The sequence below is a fragment of the Streptomyces sp. genome (genome assembly GCF_036566765.1).
In the GTDB taxonomy this organism is placed as follows: domain Bacteria; phylum Actinomycetota; class Actinomycetes; order Streptomycetales; family Streptomycetaceae; genus Streptomyces.
In genome coordinates this window covers 1-3,292 of sequence record NZ_DATCVQ010000247.1, presented here as the reverse complement: position 1 = coordinate 3,292, position 3,292 = coordinate 1, and the positions used below count along the sequence as shown (strand labels likewise).

General features: G+C 68.2%; 3 protein-coding genes and 1 pseudogene. All 4 read right to left on the bottom strand.

Annotated features, from left to right (window positions below):
• Nucleotides 1-1,824: hypothetical protein (locus tag VIU94_RS14085; protein WP_331911290.1), on the bottom strand; the 1,824-nt coding region annotated here is incomplete at its 3' end.
• Between the two features lie 517 nt (nucleotides 1,825-2,341).
• On the bottom strand, nucleotides 2,342-2,575 hold the full coding sequence (locus VIU94_RS14080; protein WP_331911288.1) for a hypothetical protein: 234 nt from the start codon (nucleotides 2,573-2,575) through the stop codon (nucleotides 2,342-2,344).
• A gap of 7 nt (nucleotides 2,576-2,582) precedes the next feature.
• Entirely contained in the window at nucleotides 2,583-2,765 is a 183-nt protein-coding gene (locus VIU94_RS14075; protein WP_331911286.1) for a hypothetical protein, read from the bottom strand.
• 23 nt (nucleotides 2,766-2,788) lie between these two features.
• A pseudogene (locus VIU94_RS14070) lies at nucleotides 2,789-3,292 on the bottom strand (hypothetical protein); the annotation flags it as partial.

The following is a 3,292-nucleotide window of genomic DNA, read 5'->3' as shown; positions in this document are numbered from 1 at the left end:
CTGCTTCTGGATCGCCAGCCGGACGAGCTTCTCGGCTTCGTCCGTCATCAGCGGGTTCTTCGCCCGGTGGGCGGAGATCGACGCGTCGACGCCCTTCTCGATCGCCTCGTCGACGATCTGGCCGCGCTGCACCTTGGAGGTGGAGCCGGCCATCCGCGACACCAGCTCGAGACGCCGCTCGGCGTCCATGCCGGTGTGCTTCAGCCAGGTGTTCAGCGCCATGCCGGCGCGCTCGTCCTCGACGTTGATGACCGGCGGTGCGGCCATCCGGCCGTACGCCCCGTGCGCCTTCTGCATCAGGTAGATGTGCGGCGCCAGCACCTTGACGCCCTTGTTCCAGGCGGTCGTCTGGAAGACGAAGTCGAGGCCGACATTCTCGCCGCGCTCGCGCTTCGCGGCGCGCTCGAGCTTCCGGGTCCCGCCGACCAGCGGGACGTTTGTCCCCAGAACTGAGGACAAAAGCGGCGCGTCACTACCAGATCCGAACGTCCCAAGAACGGAACCGTTCTCGCCGTCACGGAAGAGGTTCTGGACTCGCTGCTGCCGAGCCACTTCCTGCTCGGCGGCGCGGATGTCCTTCGAGGAGGAGTCGAGCCGCGCCTTCGTCAGCTTCAGGAACTCGTCGGACGTGAAGTAGTCACGTCCCCGGAGCTCGAGGTCCTTGACCAGGTTGAGGCTCTGGGCTGCCTCCCGAATGTCATCAGGCGACACCCTGTCGGAGTACTTGGTCGCCCACTCGGCCGCGGTCTTCAGGTCGTCGCGATCCGACTTCATCACCGCGAGGGCGTCCTTGGCGAACGCCACCGACTGGTCGATGTTGTCGAGAGCCGACGCGTCCCCCATGGACGCGCGGGTGATCAGCTTCGCCTGGTCGACGATCTCGTCGTCGGACTTACCCGCCAGGCGCATCGCCTTGTTGGTCTGCTCGAGCACCGAGGCGACAGACTCCCCATCCAGGGAGTTGCGCAGCCCGGGGAACGCGGCCAGCAGTTCGCCGGCGCTTCGGTCGGGCGCCGTCGCGAACTTCAGCGCCTCTTCGTGCCGGGCGCCGAAACCGGCGAACAGGCCGTCGCTCCGGCTCTCCAGCTTCGTGGAGATCTCGGTCGGGGTCTTGATCCCGGCGATCACCTTGCTGGCGCGAGCGATCTTGAGCGCCTTGCCGCCGATGATCGTCGGATCCAGGAAGATCCGGCCGATCGCGTCCATACCGCCGGAGAGCAGGTCGTACGGCTTGCCGCCGTCCTTCCAGGACTTCCCCTGGTCGAGGGTGCGCTGGCCTTCGTCGGTGAGGGATGCGAATCGCTCGCTGTCGGGGATGTGCGGACCGCCCAGGAGCTCGAACGGCTTGGTGATCGCACCGAAGCCGGCGCCCACCAGGTTGGTCCACTCGCGACCGATCGAGGTGCCCTTGCCGTCGTAGCCGCCGGTCTTGTTGTCCGCGCGATCCCACGCGGACCCGAAGTCGAGCGGCGACGCGTCGTCCTGCGTCCCCGTCAGGTCAGCGAGGAGTCGCTGGCCTTCGATGTTCGCGAAGTTCAGCGGCTGGGACAGTACCTCCCGGTACGCCCAGTCGATGCCGTCCATGGCCTTGTTGACGGCCGGGCTCGCGAGGTTCTGCGTCCCGGCGTCGTCGCCGGTCTGGTCGCCGAAGAAGAGCTGGGTGCCGCGGTCGAAGCCGGTGGTGATCGCCTTCACGGCACCCGTCGTCAGCGGAGTGCCGCCCGGCAGGGCGGCTTTCGCTACGTCGACTGCGGCCATCACGGGGGCGCCGACGAACCAGCCGGCGTCCTGGAGGGTTTCACCAAGCTTGTCGATGAACGACACGGACTACTCCTTCTGGAGGCCGCTGCCGCTTGTCAGCGCATCGACCTCAGATAGCGAACCAACGCGCGCGTACTGGAGCTGGCGCGCGGGCTCGAATCGACGATGTATTGAAGGGTGGGTAGGTACTGCATCGCGTTCCGGATGTCGTCCGCGGCCATCGTCGATGGATCGAAGAGGCCGAGGGAATCCGAGCCGGGTCCGGCGCCGATGTCGACGCCGGACGTAACCGGCTCTCCCGGCCGCCCCGTCGGTGCGTCCAGGGGCGGGGGTAGCGCGCCCGCCTGGGGTGCACCTCCGGGAGCGCCCCCAGTGGGGGGCTCAACCTTCTGGATCGGTGCGCCCTGCTGGATCGACCGGAAAGCGGCCTGCTCGCCATACCCCGCGTCAGGTAGTTCCGCGACGGGCTGGCGACCGTTGGATTTGCCCGGACCGCCATCGGTCCGGCGTGAGAGGGAGCCAGGACCGGAGACGGGCGCCGGGTTGGCCGGGGCCCTGTAGCCCCCGTGCTGTCCTGCCACTACTCCTCCTCGGGGCCCTCGGTGAGGGTTTCGAGCTCACGGCGAGCGTCCTCCTGGAAGGCGGACCGCTCGTACTTGTAGTTAACGTGCTCGACGAGGTCTTCGGTGAGCCCGGCGAACAACCGACCGGTGACACCGAAGATGCTCGCGACGAACGTCAGGATCCGGATGATCGGGAACAGCCAGTGGAACTTACGGCCGCCCTCGGACTCTTCGTAGACCTCTTCGTCCATGAGGGCCTCAGCGCGGCTTGTTGCCGTTGCGGCCGACCGTGGTCGGCGTCTCCTTCTGGTGCTGCTCGCCCCGCGGCACCGGACCGGCCGGCTTCGCGCGTACGGGGGTGCCGGCCTCGTCGGGCTCGACGGCAGCCTTGGTGATGGGCGAACCCTGGTGCATCTGACCCACGACGGGACCGTTGGACATCTCGTTCTCCTTGATTGGTACTGCTAGATCGGGCGGCGCGTGCTGACGTTCATCTGGAGGTTGGGCTTCCCGGCGGCAGTCATGCCAGCGAGGCCCATCAGGAGGTCCTGTCCGGCGCCACCCTGCTGGGGTGCGCCGCCTCCACCACCGAGAAGACCGGCGAGCTCGGGCGGTAGCCCGCCCTCGGGGCCTGCACCCGGAGGGGCGCCGGGTCCAGCCTCGGCCGCTTCCTCCTGGGGGTTCTGCGCCGGAGCCGGAGGCGGTGGCGGGAACGCCTTCGCCGCGGCGTCCTCGGGGCTGTCGCCCTTCTGGAGCGCCTGCGCGTACGTCGCCATCTTCATGATGATCGGCGTCGGGTCGGCGCCGCCCATCGCCATCTGCGGGATGGCCTGGGCGAGCGACGCCATCGACATCCCGAGCGAGTCGCGGACTCGCTCGACGTCGATCTTCTTCTGCTCTGCCGTGACGTCGATGTCGAAGGGCAGCTGGCGCATCACCGTGTCGCGGCTGATGTCGCCCGAGGTCTG